The sequence below is a fragment of the Prevotella sp. P5-126 genome (genome assembly GCF_002251185.1).
Lineage (GTDB): Bacteria > Bacteroidota > Bacteroidia > Bacteroidales > Bacteroidaceae > Prevotella.
The window spans coordinates 1-20,247 of record NZ_NPIZ01000047.1; the positions used below are offsets into that span (position 1 = coordinate 1).

General features: G+C 45.7%; 16 protein-coding genes. 6 read left to right on the forward strand and 10 right to left on the reverse strand.

What is annotated here, in order from left to right; all coding sequences use genetic code 11:
- The first annotated feature begins 260 nt into the window (after nucleotides 1–260).
- A complete protein-coding gene (locus tag CIK90_RS04105; protein ID WP_094464437.1) occupies nucleotides 261–1,442 on the forward strand; it encodes an iron-containing alcohol dehydrogenase in 1,182 nt (393 codons plus the stop codon).
- A gap of 242 nt (nucleotides 1,443–1,684) precedes the next feature.
- Here the strand turns inward: CIK90_RS04105 and CIK90_RS04110 are convergent, their stop codons facing one another.
- The 8 genes from CIK90_RS04110 to dapA form a co-directional block, all read right to left on the reverse strand.
- Entirely contained in the window at nucleotides 1,685–2,995 is a 1,311-nt protein-coding gene (locus CIK90_RS04110; protein ID WP_094464418.1) for a pyridoxal phosphate-dependent aminotransferase, read from the reverse strand.
- Nucleotides 2,992–3,564 carry an indolepyruvate oxidoreductase subunit beta gene (locus CIK90_RS04115; protein ID WP_094389601.1) on the reverse strand — a complete coding sequence of 191 codons (573 nt, stop codon included), beginning with the start codon at nucleotides 3,562–3,564 and terminating at the stop codon, nucleotides 2,992–2,994. The genes CIK90_RS04110 and CIK90_RS04115 overlap by 4 nt, the downstream gene beginning before the upstream one ends.
- Nucleotides 3,565–3,597: 33 nt before the next feature.
- The gene (locus CIK90_RS04120; protein ID WP_094464419.1) at nucleotides 3,598–5,205 is read right to left on the reverse strand and encodes a thiamine pyrophosphate-dependent enzyme; all 1,608 of its coding nucleotides are present in this window, start codon (nucleotides 5,203–5,205) and stop codon (nucleotides 3,598–3,600) included.
- A 40-nt stretch (nucleotides 5,206–5,245) separates the two neighbouring features.
- Nucleotides 5,246–6,772: a replicative DNA helicase gene (gene dnaB / locus CIK90_RS04125; RefSeq protein ID WP_094464420.1), complete on the reverse strand. Its 1,527-nt coding sequence runs from the start codon at nucleotides 6,770–6,772 to the stop codon at nucleotides 5,246–5,248.
- Between the two features lie 15 nt (nucleotides 6,773–6,787).
- Complete coding sequence (locus CIK90_RS04130; protein WP_094389598.1) at nucleotides 6,788–8,710, reverse strand: NAD(+) synthase; 1,923 nt, start codon at nucleotides 8,708–8,710, stop codon at nucleotides 6,788–6,790.
- Between the two features lie 41 nt (nucleotides 8,711–8,751).
- Entirely contained in the window at nucleotides 8,752–9,984 is a 1,233-nt protein-coding gene (locus CIK90_RS04135) for an S-adenosylmethionine:tRNA ribosyltransferase-isomerase (RefSeq protein WP_094464421.1), read from the reverse strand.
- 71 nt (nucleotides 9,985–10,055) lie between these two features.
- Nucleotides 10,056–10,940, reverse strand: a complete 885-nt coding sequence (locus tag CIK90_RS04140) for an AraC family transcriptional regulator (protein WP_094389595.1) — start codon at nucleotides 10,938–10,940, stop codon at nucleotides 10,056–10,058.
- A 15-nt stretch (nucleotides 10,941–10,955) separates the two neighbouring features.
- Nucleotides 10,956–11,843 (reverse strand): 4-hydroxy-tetrahydrodipicolinate synthase, encoded by an 888-nt coding sequence (dapA, locus tag CIK90_RS04145; RefSeq protein WP_094464422.1) that lies wholly within the window; start codon nucleotides 11,841–11,843, stop codon nucleotides 10,956–10,958.
- Nucleotides 11,844–11,942: 99 nt separating this feature from the next.
- Here dapA and CIK90_RS04150 point away from each other — a divergent pair, with 99 nt between their 5' ends.
- Genes CIK90_RS04150 through CIK90_RS04165 form a run of 4 tightly spaced genes read left to right on the forward strand, consistent with a single transcriptional unit; the run spans nucleotide 11,943 to nucleotide 16,309 of the window.
- A complete protein-coding gene (locus CIK90_RS04150) occupies nucleotides 11,943–13,958 on the forward strand; it encodes a tetratricopeptide repeat protein (protein WP_094464423.1) in 2,016 nt (671 codons plus the stop codon).
- A gap of 48 nt (nucleotides 13,959–14,006) precedes the next feature.
- Nucleotides 14,007–14,774, forward strand: coding sequence for a LytTR family DNA-binding domain-containing protein (locus CIK90_RS04155; protein WP_094464424.1), 768 nt, complete (start codon nucleotides 14,007–14,009; stop codon nucleotides 14,772–14,774).
- 43 nt (nucleotides 14,775–14,817) lie between these two features.
- Nucleotides 14,818–15,663 (forward strand): metallophosphoesterase, encoded by an 846-nt coding sequence (locus tag CIK90_RS04160; RefSeq protein WP_094436770.1) that lies wholly within the window; start codon nucleotides 14,818–14,820, stop codon nucleotides 15,661–15,663.
- The gene (locus CIK90_RS04165; protein ID WP_094389591.1) at nucleotides 15,638–16,309 is read left to right on the forward strand and encodes a hypothetical protein; all 672 of its coding nucleotides are present in this window, start codon (nucleotides 15,638–15,640) and stop codon (nucleotides 16,307–16,309) included. Before CIK90_RS04160 ends, CIK90_RS04165 begins: the two co-directional genes overlap by 26 nt.
- 253 nt (nucleotides 16,310–16,562) lie before the next feature.
- On the opposite strand, the gene CIK90_RS04170 is transcribed toward CIK90_RS04165, so the two are convergent.
- Both CIK90_RS04170 and CIK90_RS04175 read right to left on the reverse strand, forming a co-directional pair.
- Nucleotides 16,563–17,726, reverse strand: a complete 1,164-nt coding sequence (locus tag CIK90_RS04170; protein WP_094464425.1) for a hypothetical protein — start codon at nucleotides 17,724–17,726, stop codon at nucleotides 16,563–16,565.
- Nucleotides 17,727–17,897: 171 nt separating this feature from the next.
- Complete coding sequence (locus CIK90_RS04175; protein ID WP_094389965.1) at nucleotides 17,898–18,938, reverse strand: AraC family transcriptional regulator; 1,041 nt, start codon at nucleotides 18,936–18,938, stop codon at nucleotides 17,898–17,900.
- A 205-nt stretch (nucleotides 18,939–19,143) separates the two neighbouring features.
- Here CIK90_RS04175 and CIK90_RS04180 point away from each other — a divergent pair, with 205 nt between their 5' ends.
- A complete protein-coding gene (locus CIK90_RS04180; protein WP_094389964.1) occupies nucleotides 19,144–20,172 on the forward strand; it encodes an asparaginase in 1,029 nt (342 codons plus the stop codon).
- The last annotated feature ends 75 nt before the right edge of the window (nucleotides 20,173–20,247 follow it).

A 20,247-nucleotide genomic window follows, 5' to 3' on the forward strand; every position in this document is an offset into this window, starting at 1 on the left:
AAATGTCGGATGAGCCATAATCTCTTTCGATTCTTTATATATAGCCCATGTCTGATAGCATGGGAAGAGATTTGCGTATCTGTCTTTATATTTAACAAATCGCTATTTTGTCCCGAATTGGGGAAAATATTATAAATATTTTAAACATCTATGTTCTGTCTCGTGGATTATTATTATATTTGCATTATAAATAGCTCGTCTAAAAGATAAAACAATGACAGTTATGATAAATAACAGTATATAAAAAAACAAATACTATGATTAAGGATTTTAATTTCTATGCACCTACGCGTGTAGTTTTTGGCAGTAATGCTGAAAAACAAATAGGTAGTCTTGTAAGTGCTTATGGCGGCCATAAGATATTACTACATTATGGCGGTGGGTCTGCAGAAAAAACTGGTTTGCTGAATGTGGTGCGCACACAATTGCGTGACGCTGGTTTATCATTTGTTGAACTTGGCGGCGTGGTGCCAAATCCTCTGCTAAGTAAAGTTTATGAAGGAATTGATTTGTGTCGCAAACATGATGTGGATTTTATTCTTGCCGTTGGCGGCGGTAGCGTTATAGACTCTTCAAAGGCTATTGCCTATGGTGTGCATTATGACGGTGATGTTTGGGATTTTTGGGACGGAAAGGCTGTTCCTCAGCAATGCCTGCCAGTTGGCACTGTCCTCACTATTCCTGCTGCAGGAAGCGAAATGTCTTCAAGTTGCGTGATAACGAAAGATGACGGTTTATTGAAACGTGGCATAAACAGCGATTTATGTCGCTGTAAGTTTGCTGTAATGAACCCAGAGCGGACTTACACCTTACCTTCTTATCAGACAGCTGCTGGCGGTACAGATATTATGATGCACACCATGGAACGTTATTTTTCCAAATATGAGGAAATGACATTGACTGATGGTATTGCAGAATCATTGATGCGTACGGTGAAGGATGTGCTGCCATTGGTACTCAAAGATCCTGAGAATTATCGTTATCGTGCCCAAATTATGTGGGCTGGCTCTCTTGCACACAATGACCTGACTGAGTGTGGAACAGAAAAAGATTTCGCAACCCACCGTCTTGAGCACGAACTGAGTGCTTTGTTTGGTGTAACACACGGAGCTGGCCTTGCAGCCCTTTGGCCCTCATGGGCACGTTTTGTCATGGATCGACACATGAATCGTTTTGTTCAATTTGCTGTCAACGTCATGGGAGTCACAAACGATTTTGCCAATCCTCGGCAGACTGCTCTGTCCGGTATTGAAGCTGTGGAGAAGTTTTATCATGAAATTGGTATGCCGACTTCAATTCACGAACTTCTCGGTCGTGAAATTACCGAGGAAGAGCTAGAGGTGATGGTTGACAAATGCTCTCGTGGTGGAAAGATTACCGTGGGTGCCATGGAGGTTTTGGGTCAGAATGAAATGCGAGAAATATATCGTATGGCGCGATAATTCACTCCCCCTACTCTATTCTTATGTAAAATGTAATTGTTTATAAAAAGAACGACGAAAAACTATCATAAGTACTTGTGTTGCAGAAAAGTAAAAGTACAGAGTTTTAGTGTTTAATGAAAGACTTTCGTTATGAAGAGTTTTTAAAGTTCACTATAAAATAAACAAAAAGAAGTTCCGGCTTTACTAAAGATCATTTAAAACCGGAACTTCTTTCTTGTATGCTGATTCAATTTGTTGGTTTATTGATGGTTTTCTTCCCAAATACTCATTCTTTCTTCCAATTGTGCATATTGGTGATCTTCAATGAAAGAAGTGCACACCCGCAATCCTTCTTGGTCAGATCCTGTAGTTACGAGGCATATTGCTGAAACACCATAACTCATCAATTCGTAAGCCAATTGTCCGCTACTCATATTTTTGTATCCTATGGTGAAATAGAATCCATCCGCTACAGGTTCGTCCAAGTCTTTATCATAGACAATATGGAATCCATGTCGAAGGAATATTTCTTTCAGTTGATGTGCTCTTTTTCCATAGACACTTACTTCGCTTCGGAAATCATATTCCCCATTAGAAGCAGCTCGCAGCATGGCTGCCATAGCATATTGTGCAGAATGACTAGTTCCAGAGGACAAAGCATAAAGCATGCGTGTAGAGAAAACTGGTCCGAAGGTCAATCCTCCATATCTTGCTGCAAGTTCATCGAAATGGCGATGAAACAGTTTGTCCGAGATGCATGTCACACCAATACGCTCACCCGCATAACTGAAAGCTTTAGATCCGCTAATCAGCAGGATGTAATTGTCTGTATAGCGACCTACCGTCGGTTGGTACGGAGGCAGGAACGGTTTACTCAAGTCTCGACGGAAATCCATGGCAAAATATGCAAGGTCTTCCATCACAATCGCATCGTATTGAGTGGCCAGTTGTCCAATCGACTTGAGTTCTTCCTCGTTGAGACAAATCCACGACGGATTATTGGGGTTTGAATAGACAATAGCACAGATATTACCTTGTTTCAGATAAGATTCAAGTTTCTCACCCAGACGTTCTCCCCGGTAACTATAGACATCAAATGTTTCATATTTTACCCCCATAACCTGCAATTGCATTTTCTGTACAGGGAATCCTGGATCAATGAATAGAACCGTATCTTTTTTGCTGTCAGCCTGCGAACAAGTCAAGAAAGAAGCAAACGTACCCTGCATGGAACCACAAACGGGCACACATCCTTCAGGTGCGATATCAATGCCGATGAATGCTTTGACGAAGCGTGACGCTTCATTCTTCAGTTCGGGCAGTCCCTGAATATCAGGATACAGATTAGCTATTCCGTTGCCCAACGCTTTCATCTGAGCTTCCACCCCTACCTTTGCAGCAGGAAGTCCTGGAATACCCATTTCCATTTTGATAAACTCCACTCCAGACTGTTTCTCTGCCCGTGCAGCCACGAGTTTAACTTCTCGTATAGTTGCTTTAGCAAAGTCGTTAATGCCCAGTTCGCCTACCAGTGAGTCAATGAGTTTTGGATCTATAGGTGTCTGTTTCATAATTGGTGTTCCTTTCCAATGGCCAATGCCTTGATATTCGCCTCGACGATAGTTTTTCCTTTTCTGGCGAATACCCGTTGTATGGCAGCTTCCAACTTATCATATTCAATATTCAAAGCCTTTTGTGCAGCTCCCAGAAGAATTACGTTGGCAGAACGAGGCACACCATTGTCCTTGGCCAGTTGTTCGATATCGAGCATGATAACGTGTGGTAATTTTTTGAGGTCATGCTCAATAACTGCCATTTCTGGATAGTTTGGTATATTGACAAAGGGAGATGCAGAAGTGATAATCCATCCCTCTTCGTTGAGGAACGGCAAATAGCGTAGAGCCTCCATAGGTTCCATGGAGATGATAACATCAGCCTTACCTTTTGCAATAAGGTCGCTGGCGATAGGTTTATCAGAGATACGCAGATTGGACTGCACATCACCTCCACGTTGTGACATTCCGTGTACTTCAGCCTGTTTGATATAAAGGTTTTCGTTCATTGCGGCTTCACCGATAATCGTGGCAATAGAGAGAATTCCTTGTCCGCCGACACCGCATAGTATGATATCTGTTTTCATCTTGTTCTTGGTTTTAGTATTATACGGAATATGTTATTTTCGCTCGGCATTCTTTTTCTGCTTCAGATGTCTTTGCAACGTCTGCATGCACTCACGTCTTGGAATGATCACACTAGGACCATGATAGTTGATTTCGTCACGAATGGTCTGTGTGATTTCTGCCATGTTTTTAGGCAGGGGGACAACCACTTTGAGATGCTCCTCGCTTAGTCCCAGTCCTCGGCAGATGGCTTCAAACTTATTAGTTCCAGCCGAGTCTTGTCCACCTGTCATTGCTGTGGTGAGGTTGTCGCTGATGATAACTGTGATGTCAGCATTTTCGTTGATGGCATCTAAGAGTCCTGTCATTCCCGAATGAGTAAATGTAGAATCTCCGATGATGGCAACAGCAGGCCATTGTCCGGCATCTGACGCTCCTTTAGCCATTGTAATAGACGCCCCCATATCTACACAAGAGTGAATAGCTTTGTATGGTGGAAGGAAACCGAGAGTGTAGCAACCAATATCGCCAAATACGCGTGCGTTGGGATAGTCAAGCAATACTTGGTTGAGAGCAGCATATACATCGCGGTGTCCACAACCTTGACAGAGTGCAGGTGGGCGTGGCACGACATCCTCACACGTAGCATACCTCTCGTCGCTTTCTATACTCAAAGCCTTTTTGATGAGGTCTGGATTAAGTTCTCCTGTACGTGGAAGTTCTCCTGTGAGTCTTCCTTTGATGACAGTATTTCCAGGCATTACGCCACGCACCATTTCTTCTACGAATGGTTGTCCTTCTTCTGCAATCAGCACACTCTCACATGCCTCTGTCATTCGTCTTACTAACGCTTTTGGTAACGGGTAATGACTGATTTTGAGTACGGGGAACGGACAACCGTCAGGGAAACATTCCATCAGGTAGTTATAGGCAATTCCCGTAGCGATAATACCCATGGAATGATCAGCAGCATCCTCATATTTATTGTGTGAACTCTTTTCTGCAATAGTTTCGAGTTCTGCTTGTTGCGCAGTAACGATAGCATTACGTTTTCTAGCAAAAGCAGGCAGCAATACCCAGTTAGAAGCCTGAGCATTGTAGTTGAGTTCGTTTTGTTGTCTTGGTGTCTCTTTCACTTTCACCACGGCACGAGAGTGAGCCATGCGAGTTGTAACACGCACGAGTACTGGCAGATGTTGTTCTTCAGAGAGTTGGAAAGCTTCTTCCATCATATCGTAAGCCTCTTGTTGGCTTGCGGGTTCGAGTGTGGGAATCATGGCAAACTTACCATAGAATCTGCTATCTTGTTCATCCTGTGAAGAGTGCATTGATGGGTCATCAGCCACTAGAACGATGAGTCCACCGTTTGTTCCCGTCATTGCCGAGTTGACAAACGGGTCGGCGCATACATTCAGACCTACATGTTTCATGCAGACCATGGCTCTTTTACCCATGAAGGACATTCCCAATGCTGCCTCCATTGCAGTTTTCTCGTTGGTTGACCAACGACTGTGCACTCCCCATTCGCGTGCGAGTGCAGAGCCTTGGATATACTCGGTAATTTCCGTTGACGGAGTTCCAGGATAGGCATAGACGCCGCTCAATCCAGCATCGAGAGCTCCTTGCGCAATGGCTTCGTCGCCTAATAATAGTTTCTTCATGATTTTAAGTATTTTAGTTTATATCTGCATATTATGATTGTTAGAAAGGCATAGGTCCGTCAGGTCCATCATAGCCAAACGGAGATTCCATCGTGCCACCTTGGTCTCCCCCATTCACTTTGCTGCCAAGAATTTCACCTCCGCCGTCATTTGCGTTCTTAGTGTTGAGTTTGCCGTCTTCCGGATTCTCAAATCGTGTAAACTCACCTCTGAAGTTGAGCAACACATCACCAGTCGCACCTTTACGGTGTTTGGCAATGATAATCTGTGCCATACCTCTGAGGTCGTGTCCGTGTTCATCTTGATAAATATGGTAGTATTCTGGTCTGTGAACAAAGAGCACCATGTCCGCATCCTGCTCAATGGCACCCGATTCACGCAAGTCAGACAATTGAGGTCGTTTTCCATCATTACCTTCTCGGCTTTCAACACCACGGTTCAGCTGCGAGAGTGCGATGATAGGGATATTGAGTTCCTTTGCGAGTCCTTTGAGTGAGCGGCTGATGGTCGATACCTCCTCTTGTCGTGAAGAGAACCTCATACCTTGAGCGTTCATCAACTGTAGATAGTCGATCATGATAATCTTCACCCCATGTTCTCTGACGAGGCGTCGTGCCTTTGTGCGCAGTTCGAAAACCGACAGTCCCGGCGTATCATCCACATAAAGCGGTGCTCCCAATAGATTGTTGAGTCGTTTGTCAAGCCTATCCCATTCGTCAGGGTGCAGTTGTCCGTTGAGTATTTTCGAACCCTGGATTTCGCATACGTTAGAAATCAACCTGTTGACCAATTGCGTATTGCTCATTTCAAGAGAGAAGAAAGCCATCGGAACTTTATTGTCTGAAGCAATATTCTTAGCCATGGAGAGTGCGAATGACGTTTTACCCATGGCAGGTCGTCCTGCGATGATGATTAAGTCAGAGGCTTGCCATCCACTGGTCATATCATCAAGTTTATAATAACCAGTGGAAACACCCGTCAGTCCGTCTTTGTTTGCTGCAGCCTTTTGAATGCCATCTACAGCATTTTTGATGACCGGGTCGATTTGGGTATAGTCCTTCTTCATATTCTTTTGCGAGAGTTCGAAGAGCGAACCTTCTGCCTCCTGCATCAGATCTTCCACATCTATCGTTTCGTCAAAAGCTTTCGTTTCGATGACGCTGGCATAGGAAATCAGCTGTCGTGCGAGGAATTTCTGCGCAATGATTCTTGCGTGATATTCGATACTTGCCGATGAGGAAACCCTTGAGGAGAGTTCAGTAACATACCCTGGTCCTCCAACATCTTCGAGGTCCCCTTGATGAGCCAACTGTTCGGTCACAGTCCATACATCAACAGGTTTTTCGTGCAATTCGAGTTCTCTTATTGCCTCATAGATTTTTTGGTTTCGAGGTTCATAGAAACTTTCAGGATACAGCAGCTCACAGACCACCGAATAGGCATCTTTGTCGATCATGAGTGCTCCGAGCACAGTTTTTTCTATTTCTGTAGCTTGCGGCTGAACGTGTACGAAAGTATTATCAGTCGCCGGTTTTCTTGTGCGGCGTGGTTGTTTGTTATCTGGCATTTTGTTTTTAAAGTGTTATAAGCTTTCACATTCTTTTACCCACAATGCATTTGAGGCATCACTTGCCATTCTCCAGTCACCTCTTGGCGAGAGGCTGACGCTTCCCACTTTCGGTCCGTCAGGCAGACAAGATCGCTTGAATTGCTGGTTAAAGAATCTGCGGCAGAATGTGGTCAGCCATTTTTTGATGGTTTTCCTGTCATATTTCTCGTCGAAAGCTTGTTCTGCAAGCATCATGATCTTTCTGGGTCTGAATCCAAATCTCAGGAAATAGTAGAGAAAGAAGTCGTGCAGTTCGTAGGGACCTACAAGGTCTTCTGTCTTCTGTTTGATTTGTCCTTCATCGTCAGCCGGTGTCAGTTCTGGCGAGATAGGTGTATCAATAACGTCGATGAGCGTTGCTTTTTGTTCGTTGAACAGTTCAAGTTCTGCCATGTATCTTATCAGATACTGTATCAGCGTTTTGGGTACTCCTGCATTGACTCCGTACATTGACATGTGGTCGCCGTTATAGGTTGCCCATCCCAGCGCGAGTTCAGAAAGGTCACCAGTTCCGATGACGAGTGCGTTTTCCTTGTTGGCGAGATCCATAAGAATTTGCGTGCGCTCTCTTGCTTGCGAGTTTTCGTAGGTCACATCATGAGTGTCAATATCCTGTCCGATGTCTTCAAAATGTTGTTTGACTGCTTTGGCAATACTTATTTCCTTTTGGCTGATGCCCAGTGTCTGCATGAGACGGATTGCATTGTCGTGCGTGCGGTCTGTAGTACCAAATCCAGGCATGGTGACTCCCAATATCCCTTTTCTATCGTAGTCAAGCATATCGAATGTTCTGACACATACGAGCAAAGCCAACGTCGAGTCGAGACCGCCGCTTATTCCTATCACAACCTTCTGGCAATTGGTATGTACCAATCGTTTGGCAAGACCAGCCGACTGGATGTTGAGTATTTCTTCGCAACTTTCCTGCATATCGTCATCGTCGGGAGTGAACGGATGCGGATCTACGTATCTTGACAGTTTAAACTCAGCTGATTCCACCATTTTACATGAAATAATCTGCGCAAAAGCTTCTCGTTGGGCATTTACAAACGTGGTATTGTCCATTCTGTCCGTTCTGAGTCGGTCCACATCGATTTGTGCCACTTGTATCTGTGGCTGCAGCGAGAAGCGTTCGCCTTCAGCGAGCAAGTGTCCGTTTTCAAAAATCATGGCATTACCTCCATAGACCACATCTTGCGTAGATTCACCGAATCCCGATGAAGCATAAACGTATCCGCTAATGGTTCTTGCACTCTGTTGCATGAGCAGGTTGCGAAGGTATTTATGTTTGCCGGTGAGTTCGTTGCTTGCTGAGCAGTTGAAGATAATATCTGCTCCAGCCAGTGTGAGATTGTTACTTGGTGGCACAGGTGCCCATACGTCCTCACATATTTCCACTCCAAACTTCACTCCGTCCGTTGTTTGGAAGATGGTGGGTTGTGCAGTCAGCGCGACGGGTGATCCTGCTAAGTAAACTTCCGTTGTTTTGAGATCTTGCGCAGAAGCGAACCATCGTTTCTCATAGAACTCGTTGTAGTTGGGCAGATATGTTTTTGCCACGAGTCCGAGCAGTGTACCTGCTTGGATGACAGCTGCGCAGTTGAGCAACATTCCTCCTGTCTGTACGGGTAGTCCCACGATGCAGATGACGTTGAGCTGTCTTGTAAAATCAAGAAGCGTCATGAGTCCCTCTTCCGCCTGTGTTAGTAACAGCTGTTGTCTGAACAGATCCTGACAGGTATAGCCCGTTATACATAGTTCTGGAAAGCAGAGAATCTCCACTCCCCTGCCCTCTGCGTCGGCAATGATTTTCTCGATTTCAAAGACGTTGTATGCTGTGTCTGCCACTTTTACTGCAGGAACAGCTGCTGCGACATTTACAAATCCGTATTTCATATCTCAACTATTTGTTACTATTTGCTTGTTTACTTCTCCGTTTATGGTATGAGGAGCGAAGAGTCGCCATAGCTCAGGAAACGGAAATCGTGGCTTAATGCGTAGTCGTAGATGCGTTTCCAGTCGCCTTTCACAAATGCGCTGACCAGCAAGAGCAACGTGCTTTGCGGCTGATGGAAATTGGTGATGAGCATCTTCACTATTTTATATTCATAGCCTGGTGCGATGATGATTTGAGTGGAAGAGTGAAGTGTGGTCAGATGGTGACTATCGAGCCATGCGATGATATTCTCCAAAGCCTTTTTTGCAGGCAGTTTACTGTCTGTTCCGGCTCCGTTTTCCTCTTCGTATGGTTCCCACTGGCAAACATGAAGTTGTTCTTTGGTGAGTTCCGGGTTGCATTCGAGTTTCAGACCTATATAATATAGGCTCTCCAGCGTTCTGACGCTGGTGGTTCCTACGGCAATGGCATTGGCATTGTGCTCCACGAGGCGCTCCAATGTATGTTTTCTGACAGCAATATATTCTGTGTGCATGTCGTGTTCGCCAATGTGTTGGCTTTTCACCGGTCTAAAGGTTCCTGCTCCAACATGCAGTGTGAGTTCCTCGCATTCCACTCCGTGACGGTCGAGGTCTGCGAGCACCTCCGGTGTGAAGTGGAGTCCCGCTGTTGGTGCAGCCACACTTCCTTTTATTTTAGAATATACGGTCTGATAGGTAGTTTTGTCGCTTTCCTGTGTTTCTCTGTTGAGATACGGAGGTATAGGGAGTTCGCCAGCCACATCGAGTATATCTGCAAAGTTTACATCTGTATTGTCCCATTCGAAATCCACCCATTGACTCGTACCGTGTTCGCCTTTTCTCGTGGCTTTGATGGTGAGGGTATGTTGCTTAACCGTGATGGTTCTGCAGAGTGTTCCCTCTTTCCATTTCTTGAGATTTCCCACGAGGCAGAGCCAACTGCATTTTTTGTTGGTTTGGAACATCTGTTCATAGTCTGCCGGTTCTGCCGGTTCGAGCAGAAACACTTCAATGAGTGCTCCTGTTTCCTTTCGGAAATGTAGTCTTGCCTGTATGACCTTTGTATTGTTGAACACCATCAGGGCACCTTTCGGCAGGAATTCTGCGAGGTGGTAGAACTTACTTTCTGAAATGTTTCCTTGCTGATAGATCAGCAATTTAGATTGGTCGCGCACGGGCAATGGGAATTTTGCTATGCGTTCATCGGGCAACGGATAGTTGTAATCGCTGATTTGTATTTCTTTCTCTTTCACGATAATATATTATTCAGACCTGTTTTCGAATGCACTTGTCGTAAGCTGATTGCGCCCTCGTCTTGTTGCTATCAAATGATGATTCGTGTCTTGTGGTAGTTCTCCCGAAACTCTGTCGGTGAACAGTCTTTCTTCTTCTTAAAGATACGATTGAAATTGCTGAGGTTGTTGAAGCCACATTCGTAGCATATTTCCGCCACGCTTTTTGAGGTATCCACAAGCATTCTGCTGGCATATCCCAGTCTCATGTCAATGACATAGTCGCTGAGTGTCCTTCCGGTATGGAGTTTGAAGAATCGGCTGAATGCCGACGGACTCATACCTGCAATATCAGCAAGTGTTCCGAGTCTGATCTCGTCCATATAGTTTTTGGCTATGAAATTCTTAACCTTGAGCACGCGTCTTGAGTCGCTTGCCACTTCTACCTTGGCGTAACTATTGCTTGCCAGCGGGCGCATTTTAGTGCTTTTCGACAGTTCGTAGAGTATGGCAAGAAACTGTGTCACAGCATAAAAACCGTCTTTGATAGAGCTGAGTGTATCTATAAGGTTATAGACGCGGAGGATGTCTTCCATGTGGAAGGCCAATCCTTTCCTTGCTTCAAGCATCATCTTCCGTAGCGAGTTGAATGGATTCCTACCGAAAAAACCGTCTTCGCTCAAGTCGATATAGAACTGTACAGTGACTTCGCGTATGTCTTCACTCTTACATTCGTTTTGTTCCCATACATGTTCAAGGTCAGGACTGGTTATGAGGACAAGGTCGTATTCTCCGATCACTTCATTAGAGTCACCCACAATTCTCCTCACACCTGGTGCATGTTCCACAAAGTTGAGTTCAAACACTTCATGATTGTGAATAGGATAAGTAAACTCCTTCTTTCTGCGGTCGGCTATGTAGAGGGAGTCTTTGCCCATCAAGGGCGTAATTTCGTGAATAACCCTGTTTTCCTCCATAAGACACTTGATACTTTAGATTTTCAGTTCCTTCATGATCTCGCTCATGCGCTGCAACGTTGAGATGCGTGTGGGAACCAATGGCAGTCGTAAGATATTGTCGATGAATCCCATTTCGTGAAGCATCGCCTTAACGCCTGCAGGATTGCCATCTACAAACAAGAGCGAGAAAAGATCGGTAAAGCGGTGGTGTATCTTTCGTGCGCCATCGTATTCACCTCGCAACTGCAAGCGAATCATCTTAGAGAACTCGCGTGGCAGCGCATTGCCTATAACGCTGATCACACCGACGGCTCCGCATGATATCATGGGGAAGGTAAGCGCATCGTCGCCTGAAATAACATCAAAGTCGTTGGGCTTGTTCTTGATGATTTCATCCACCTGCTCCAGATTGCCGCTTGCCTCTTTGATAGCCACGATATTGTGGCAGTCGCGTGCAAGTCTGACGGTGGTTTCCGCCTTCAGGTTGACACCTGTTCTTCCCGGTACATTATATAGTACTACGGGCAAATGAGTAGCAGCCGCAATGGCTTTGAAGTGTTGGTAAAGGCCTTCCTGCGATGGCTTGTTATAATATGGGCAGACGCTCAGCACACCATCAATGCCTTTGAAGTCGCCATTCTGCAACTCTTCGACAACGGCAGTTGTATTGTTGCCGCCACAGCCTACGAGGATGGGTACCTTTCCGCTTACTGTGTTAATCACCAATTCCTTGATTTTCTTTTTCTCTTCTGCGGTCAATGTGGGTGTCTCGCCTGTTGTTGCGAGAATGCAGAAAAAATCGGCACCGTTGTCCAACTGATATTCCACGAGGCGATGAAGCGACTTGTAGTCAACCTCTCCGTTCTCTGTAAATGGTGTAATCAGGGCGATGCCCAAGCCTTTGAATATATTGTGTACCATAAAAAGCAATGTTTCTGTGCGCAAAATTACATAAAATTTTCTGGAATCTATTACATTTTGAAGAATTTTTCACTAATTTTGCAGCATTGAAAATATATAATGAATAAACAATCAATTCCTATACCGAAAAAAATATTCGGGTTGGCGTTCGCCACCATTGCTGTGCTGGCTTTTTCTGCCTGCCAGTTTAATTCTGATTCTTCCAACTGTCGTTCGGCCGCCAAGACGCAGCGTCTGATGGCTTTGGGAGATTCGCTCAAGCGGCAACAGCCGGGTTCTGTAGATTCCATCCGTCACGCCATGGCGACTGCCGATGATTCGCTCGAATATTACGACTATGCCCTGCTTTACGCTTCGCATTTCCTGATGACCGTCACACCAGACTCCTCTTTGTTTTATGTGGATAAGGCAGAACATTTTCTCAAGGCGTTTCCTGTCTCGCCCCGCATCAACGGTATGCGCGCCAGGATGTTGGCAGCACGCGGTTCTCATCTCTATCTGCTCCATGGCAATCCCGACAGCGTAGTGAGACTTTACCGTAGCGCATACCAGTTATTGTCTGTTAGCGACCAGACAAGCTACTTGCCCGACTTGGCGGCTAATATGGCGGATGCCTATGCCGAGAAACATGATCTAACGAAGGCTTCACATTGGTTTAGAAAAGCCCTCGTGCTTGCCGACTCATTGGGTAGAAACGATACGCAGACACTCTCCTATCGTATGGGACTCGGTCGGGTTTATACTGCTCTTGGCGACTTCCCCTCTGCACTCAGGAGTTACAAAATCGTAGATCAGCGTTTTGACGACCTCACTCCTGCCATGCAGATCGTGTTTCTTAACAACTATGGTAATACCTATTATTACCAAAAACAATACAGGCAATCGCTGAAAGCCTTTCGCAGACTGCAACGCCATTTGGAGCAAAAGGGAACCCCTGATGTGCTCGACATGAAGATTTGCAAGCTCAATATGGCAGACGTCTTTCTCCGACTCCATCAGTCTGATTCATCACGTGTTTATCTCGAACAGGTTGAACCTTTCTTCCACCAACGAAACATAGAGGCTGGCGTGTTCTATTGCAACACCATACGTATCGGTCTTGCACTCCATGCAGGACACTATGCAGACATTGAGCACACCTTGAGACAGGAACGCCTTTCCGCTCCGGTCAATCCGATGCTAAAAGACATACGCTACGAGTATCTGAGTGAGTATTACGCGCGTACGGGTGACTATTCACGTGCCTACCGCTTGCAGAAGAGTGTTTATGAGACCCACGACAGTATCATGAACCGACAGAATATCGCGCGAGCGAACGATATCATGGTGCGTTTGAGTGAAGATACGTTGCGACTCCACAACCAGCTCCGGGTGCAGGAGGAGCGTGCCAACTATCAAGTCAATCTCCATATCATGGGGGGAATCGTTGCTTTCCTGATCGTGGTGGTGTCCGTATTGTTGGCAAAACTGTTCTATAACCGCAAGCGCACCTTACAGCGTCACATCGATATGCTGAACCTCCGTCTGACCATCGTGCGCCAGCGCATCTCTCCCCACTTCATCTTTAATGTGCTCAATTCGTGCGTCGGTTCTAATGGTCCCAATGAGGCCAATCGGCTGACGCTGCTGGCGCGTCTCATTCGGTCGAGTCTCGACATCTCCAGCAAGACTTTCGTAACGCTGGACCAGGAAATAGACTTCGTGAAACAGTTTGTTGAAATGGAGAAATCACTTATGGGACAAGACTTTATCGTGTCTTATGACTTTCCTCCAACAGACAAGATGAACGCCATTCTCATCCCGTCGATGTTTGTGCAGATACTGACCGAGAATGCCATCATTCATGGACTGAAACATAAGGAAGGCGAGAAACATCTTATGATCAGCGTTGCCATTGACGATCAGCAGGCATGTATCTGCGTGAAAGACAATGGTCCTGGTTTTGACATCCGTGCCTACAACAATGCCAAGGCACGTATCGGACTGAATATCATCCGCCACACCATGGCGATTATCAACGAAGAAAACAAAAGTTCGAAGATCCGTTTCGACATCCATAATGACCATGGATGCAGCGCCATACTTACGGTACCGAGACACCTGAAAGCACTATAAAGTAAATATTTTACGAATTTAAACTGTTACACTATAAATTAAATACTTATGAAAACAATCATCATAGACGACGAGATTCTGTCCATCGAAACTCTGAGCCGCATGCTCTTGGAATACGACGATATTGAAGTGGTGGGAAGCGCCTGCAACACCACGGTGGCAGAAGGTCAGATCAAGGTAGCTTCTCCTGACCTCGTCTTTCTTGATGTAGAACTGCCGGGCATGTCGGGAGTGGATTTCATCCGCGAGGTGAAACGTCTGACACAAGGACGCTGCCGGGTGGTGATGTACACCGGACATAAGGACTCGATGCTTTCTTCGTTTCGTAACGAGGCATTCGACTTTCTACTCAAACCCGTTGACCGCGACGAACTCTCGGCGATGATTCAGCGCTTACGCCTCCATATCGAATCCTCCAACCAGAAGGCGCCTGACAACAATCCTGCCGACATCAACAGTACTGTACGGCGCGACCGCGAAAAACTGATTTTCAATACCAACTTCTCTGACTTTCGAGTGGTTTCCATTGCCGACATCGGACTCTTTTACTACAATAGTGACCAGCGAATCTGGGAAGTCGTTGTGTCGGGATGTGAAGAACCCATACGCCTGAAACGTAACGTCAACTGTGAAACATTGCTCGCCCTCGACCCTTGTTTTGTACAGGTGAGCCAGCGCTTTGTCATCAATATCAACTGTTTGATGGAAGTGTGCGACAATGTCTGTCGCCTCTATCCACCCTTCGACCATATTAATAATGTCAAGGTGGCGCGGCTCTATCGCAAGAAACTCATCAGTCGGTTTAATACCATTTGAACCGCTGTTGCCGACAAAAAGAAATAATATATCCATCACCATCATGAAAACTGAAAGCAACAACGATATCAACAAGCGTTCCAAGCAGACCATCCTCTTTCTGTGCATGGCCATGATCTGTCTCCTGACGGCGTGCAACGACGTTTTTGATGTTCATCCCTACGATGTCAACTACAAAGGCGAGACCCATCATAACAAGCAGGCCATCGCCGAAATAGAACAACGGTTTGCATCAAGAGACTCCCTGCGCATCGCTTTCATCAGCGACACCCATGGCTGGTACACCAATACCAAGGCAGAGATTGACGACATTAACAAGCGTAACGACATCGATTTCGTGGTGCATTGTGGAGACCTCACCGACACGGGCACGAAAAAGGAGTATGAACGGACACGGAAGATCCTTCAGAAGCTGGATGTACCCTATGTGGCATTGATAGGCAACCACGATTTCTTAGGCACGGGCGATCAGTCATACCAAGTACTCTACGGATCCTTGGATTTCTCATTCATCGCAGGACGCGTCAAATTTCTCTGTCTCAACACCAATGCCACAGAATATGATTATATGGCGGCAGTACCCAATTTCGACTATATTGAACAGGAGATTACCGCGCGTGCCGATGAGTTTGACCGTACCGTCATCATCATGCACGCCCCACCCTATAGCGACCAGTTCAACAATAATGTGGCAAAGGCATTTCGAAGATATATAGACTTTCTGCCCCATCTCATGTTTTGCGTCTATGGTCACAACCACAATAGCGTAGTGAACAATATTTACAGCGACGGACTGCTGTTCTACGGCATCGACTGTTCCGACCACCGCATCTATCGCATCATCACAATCAGAAAGGAGGGATATGATGAAGAAGAGGTTCATTTTTAGTCTGATCATGCTCCTCGTGGTGTTCCGTGCCCAAGCACTCCCACCAGACACCACATACGTGGAAAAGGCAAAAGAGAGTTACTATGACAAGCGCGTGCACCGTTACCGTAAGCATTGGGCCGCGCTGATTCCCACACAATTCATCATTCAGAACGCAGGCAACATGGGTGTGGTCTCTGCTGGATTGGGATGGGATTATGGTAACCGCCGACAATGGGAAACCGACCTTCTCTTCGGTTATATTCCTGCCCACCAGAGCACACGTGGCAAACTCACCATGACGCTCAAGCAGAACTTCGTTCCGTGGAGTCATAGCATGAAAAACGGGTGGAGTATCGAACCGCTGACCGCCAGCATTTACATCAATACCGTCTATGGTCATGAGTTCTGGAAATCACAACCCAGGCGCTATCCCGATGCCTACTACAATTTCATGTCAACAAAATTCAGACTCAATATCGCGTTAGGCCAGCGTGTCACCATGACCATTCCCAACCACCGCACGAAATTGTTTGCTAAAAACATTTCGTTCTTTTATGAAATCAGTTCGTGCGACCTATATATCCGCTCGATGATCCTCGATCATGCCGTCAGTCTGAATGACATCATCGGCTTATCACTCGGAGTAAGAGTCTGCATTTTGTAACCGCAGAAATTTTTAAGGTCAGAAATAACGGAATTATTTAAGGTCATACTTTACACGGATTACACTCTAAGTTTCCTAAAACGAATTTTTTGCGTTACAAATAACAGATAACTGTTTCCTAAAACGAAATGACGAACAAGAAGCGGGTAAGTTTCATTGGCAGAAAATGGAAAGGGTGCACCCAAAGATGCACCCTTCATTTCTTTTGGTCCTGTGGGAACGGACCTACGCAAACTAAGTAATTCTAAATGTTTCAGCTCTGTGGCTGAGTCTTCTTGCTTAAAATCTCTTGCCAGTTGAAATTACGAATCAGACCTGTGACGGTTTCGAATGTCATAATGAAAACTGAGATGAAACAGAAGATAAATACGCCCACAACCATCAGTCCGATCTTCATCACGATATAGATGAAGTTGGCGGGGTTGACCTCTCTACGGGTCTCCGTATAGCCGTTGGAATAGCGATATTTCACAATATCGTCGGGGAGTAACTGCATGGCAAGACCTACTCCGAAGAAGAATGCTGCCAAACGGAATCCCCACTTCTGCAAGCCTCGCATGAGACTTGCCTGGCGACGGTGACGTGATAATATATAGCCTCTGGGGTAGCCTGATATGATATATAGCGGGATGAGAATGATGAGGTAGATCATCCACGCACGTTTGGTATTGCTGCTGCTCTTCATAGAGTCAACAGCTCCCTGGGTATCTTTCAGCGCCAGTTCTTTCACAGCCTTGAAATCTTTTGCTGCGAATTCCTCAAAGCGCTTCTTGTATTTCTCGTAGTCTTCCTGTTCCTTTTCGGAAGACTTCAAATAGGCTTTCTTCCTTTCGTCGGTAGAGGCGGTGTCTGCCTGCTGCTTGTATTTTGCAGAATTGAGGCGTGAACTCTCTGCCCTCTGGTTATAATCGGTGAGATAGTAGGCTTTATATGCATTGGCACCATTGAGGCGCTCGTTGTAGTTTAAATTCCTTTCCCAAAGGACGGTATCCATCTTCTGATAAGCAATGGTGGTGTCGGCTTTCTGCCACAACTCTACTATCTTCACGTCTTTCTGGCGGTTTTGGGCTGATTCCTGATCTTGGTTGCTGAAATACCAAAAGATGCAGGCACCGAGAATACTTCCAGCGATAAGTGCCAATTTCCAAGTACGGTGACGCTTGCGAGAATAGTGCACCACCTCTTTCAGGTCGCGTATGCGCTCATTGAACTGTTCGTCGTTAGGGTCGTCTGCCGAAGCCTGTGCCTGCTGGATGAGATCCTCCATGCGGTCGATTTCTTCTGGTGAGGTCGGATAGACGTTGTCCCAGTCGGTACTTCCCATCTTGATGTCTTTTGCTTTCACATGCGATGAGGTGAAAAGAGCTTGGTCAAGGTAACCCCAAGCGTCATAGTTTTTTTGTTGCTGTTCGTCCATAATTGTTTTATTGGGTTAAGTAATAATTGTCTTGTCGACTACGATGTCGCAAAGGTAATGCTTTTATTAATAAATCGTGTTTCATTGGGTAAAAAAACATGCTCATTAAAACAAAATCAGCATCTACCATTTGGTAAACGCTGATGTTCATCGGGTAAAAACAGCTTAGTATCAGGACGATGTGTGGATTTTACGATATTCTATGGGTGAACAGTCATGATAGCATGCAAATACACGGCGGAACGTAGATTGGGAGTTGAAACCTGATTTTTCTGCCACGATTGCCAGCGAATCAGATGTGGTGCGGAGCAGATGTTCGGCATGACTGATGCGTAGTTTGTTGACATAATCATAGAAGGTCTGACCGTTTTCCTGGTTGAAATATCTGCTGAGATAGGTACGGTTGGTACCAACCAGCGTGGCAACATCTGAAAGTTTAAGTTTGGGGTTGAGGTAGATTTGTTCCTGATAGAACAACCGTTGCACGATAGTGGCTATTGTACTCTGCTCCATATCGCTTTCATCTTGTGGTTCGTCGATGGTTTCAGTATTGACGAGTTCGTCTATGACAGATTCGTGGCGATACAGAAAATAGCTCAATACCATCCATAATGCCAGCGAGCATATCATGTATAGGTCGTCAGCATACGCTGTGCGCCGTAAAGAGGCTATGGTCCATACGATGAGGATAAAGAAGAAGCTGAACAATACGCCTTGCAACCAGTTGAGATTGATATTTTCCTGATAGGAGAAGCGGTCTTTCAACTGGCGATGGTAGTCGGAAATGAGCATCAAGGTTACGACAAGTGTGCCGATACCATAGATGGCGCCCCACCCTACAAGGCAGTGAAACCAAATAGGTGCATTGGTTATAAACAGTACTGCGATGAGGACAATAAAAACGGTCTCATGGAGTATGACTTTCTTCCAAGTAAGCCATCCGGGCTTAACAAGTTCCTTGAGGATGAAATTATAGATCGGTATCACCACCATGTCCATGGCTGTGAGTTCGTTCCACAGACCATCGTTCACTATGTTCTGGTTTTCTATGTAGAGGAAAAGGTCCTTGAAACTCTCTGCACAGGTGATAATCATGAGGATGGAAAACAGCCGTGAGAGCATATCGCTTCCTTTGCGCCAAAACATCCATGCCATCATAGAATAAAACATGGTACACAGGCCATATATATAATAGGTGAGCGAATCAATCATCGGTGTCGTCCTTTTTTTGTAAGTAGCGTTATGTTTTTAGTAAATGCAAAATTACGAAATAATAATGGAAAAAAGAAAACTTAACGCCGTTTTTTTCTTCGATTTTAAACAAAGTGTAACTTCCTAACCCTAATATCGGCTAATTTCTTTGGAGTTTCACTTTTTATTTGTAACTTCGCAGCGTTCTATAAACATTTTCAGCAAGATGCAAAGCAAAATCCTACTCATTTACACAGGTGGAACAATCGGTATGAACCGAAATCCACACACAGGCGCTTTGGAACCTTTCGATTTTGAGCACCTGCTCTACAATGTGCCAGAACTCAAACAGTTTGACACGAAGATTGATACCATACAGTTTGAGCCTCCTATCGACTCCAGCGACATGACGCCTGCCCGATGGACTGAACTGAGTCACATCATCGCCAGTCACTATGACGCATACGATGGATTTGTCGTGCTTCACGGTACTGACACCATGGCATATACTGCCTCTGCCCTATCCTATCTGCTGGAAAACCTCACCAAGGCGGTCATCATCACAGGGTCGCAGCTGCCCATCGGGATGTTGAGAACGGACGGAAAGGAGAATCTCATCACCTCGATAGAGATTGCTGCAGCGAAAGACCATGAGGGTCATGCGCTCGTCCCTGAGGTTGGCATTTATTTCAATGGACGCCTGCTACGAGGCAACAGGACAACGAAGCAAAGTGCTGAGGAGTTTAATGCTTTCGAGTCGTTCAACTATCCTCATCTTGTGGATGCAGGAATTAATATCACCTACCATACGGAAAGGATGCTCAAACCGGATTGGGACAAACCGATGATCCCGCATTTCAAGCTCGACAATAATGTGATTATATTCTCGCTCTTTCCCGGCATACGCGAAGACTTGGTGCGCCACGTGATTGCCACACCAAATCTGAAGAGTATCGTCATGCGTACCTTCGGTTCGGGCAATGCCCCACAACGACCTTGGGTGATGCACGCGCTGAAAGAGGCTACGCACAACGGCAAGGTGGTGATCAACATCAGCCAGTGTATTCAAGGTGCAGTAGAAATGGGCCGATACGACACGGGGTATCAGTTACAAGAAGCGGGGGTCATCAGCGGCTACGATTCAACAGTGGAAAATGCGGTGACCAAACTGATGTATCTGCAATCGATTTTTGATGATCCGGAAACGGTAAGATATTACATGCGGCAAAGCATCCGTGGAGAAATAACCGTCTGACATCGGTAGTGTTTCGGGATATGCCACACAAACATTTCGCTTGATCCTGCCACACATCGATTACAAAAAAATAAG